This window comes from Hallella bergensis DSM 17361 (genome assembly GCF_000160535.1).
GTDB lineage: Bacteria > Bacteroidota > Bacteroidia > Bacteroidales > Bacteroidaceae > Prevotella > Prevotella bergensis.
In genome coordinates this window covers 1-523 of sequence record NZ_GG704807.1, presented here as the reverse complement: position 1 = coordinate 523, position 523 = coordinate 1, and the positions used below count along the sequence as shown (strand labels likewise).

General features: G+C 27.7%; 1 protein-coding gene. It reads right to left on the bottom strand.

The genetic code is table 11. From position 1 onward, the window contains the following. Positions 1 to 190: 190 nt before the first annotated feature. A partial coding sequence (locus HMPREF0645_RS13925; protein WP_007175510.1) for a hypothetical protein occupies positions 191 to 523 on the bottom strand: 333 nt, incomplete at its 5' end.

Below are 523 nucleotides of genomic sequence, written 5' to 3'. Positions count from 1 at the left end.
CTTTTAGTAACTTAGTGGTATAAAATCTATTAGGTTATAAAATCATTGTTATGCACAACCTCATGGCAAAGTTCAAAAAAATACTTGAAATCTGCAAGCAATATGCTGGAAATCAAGTCTACGGGAAGAGAGAATTCTCGATTTGGAGCATTATCTATGTCGTGATACTATATCATCTATACTTTTTCAGTTACTCCATTTTAATTTTGGAGCAGTCTATTAAATCCCATATCTTTTTTACATTTTCATCTTCATTTCTTTTGGAATCTATAAAAAACAAATATCTATACTTCTTCCATAGTTCTTTTAAATATTGTTTTTTACCAATATTATATAACGAAATTGATAATGCAAATTTAGAATATAAAGTACAATCATACTTGATATAAATTTTTTCAAAATAATTTATAACCCAGTCTTGGTGATTTTTCTCAACCCACTCTAAGTCTTCATCAAAGACTTTATAAGAACTAATGAAGACATCATACTGCATAAATGTGCTGGCTACATAAGATATAGAATC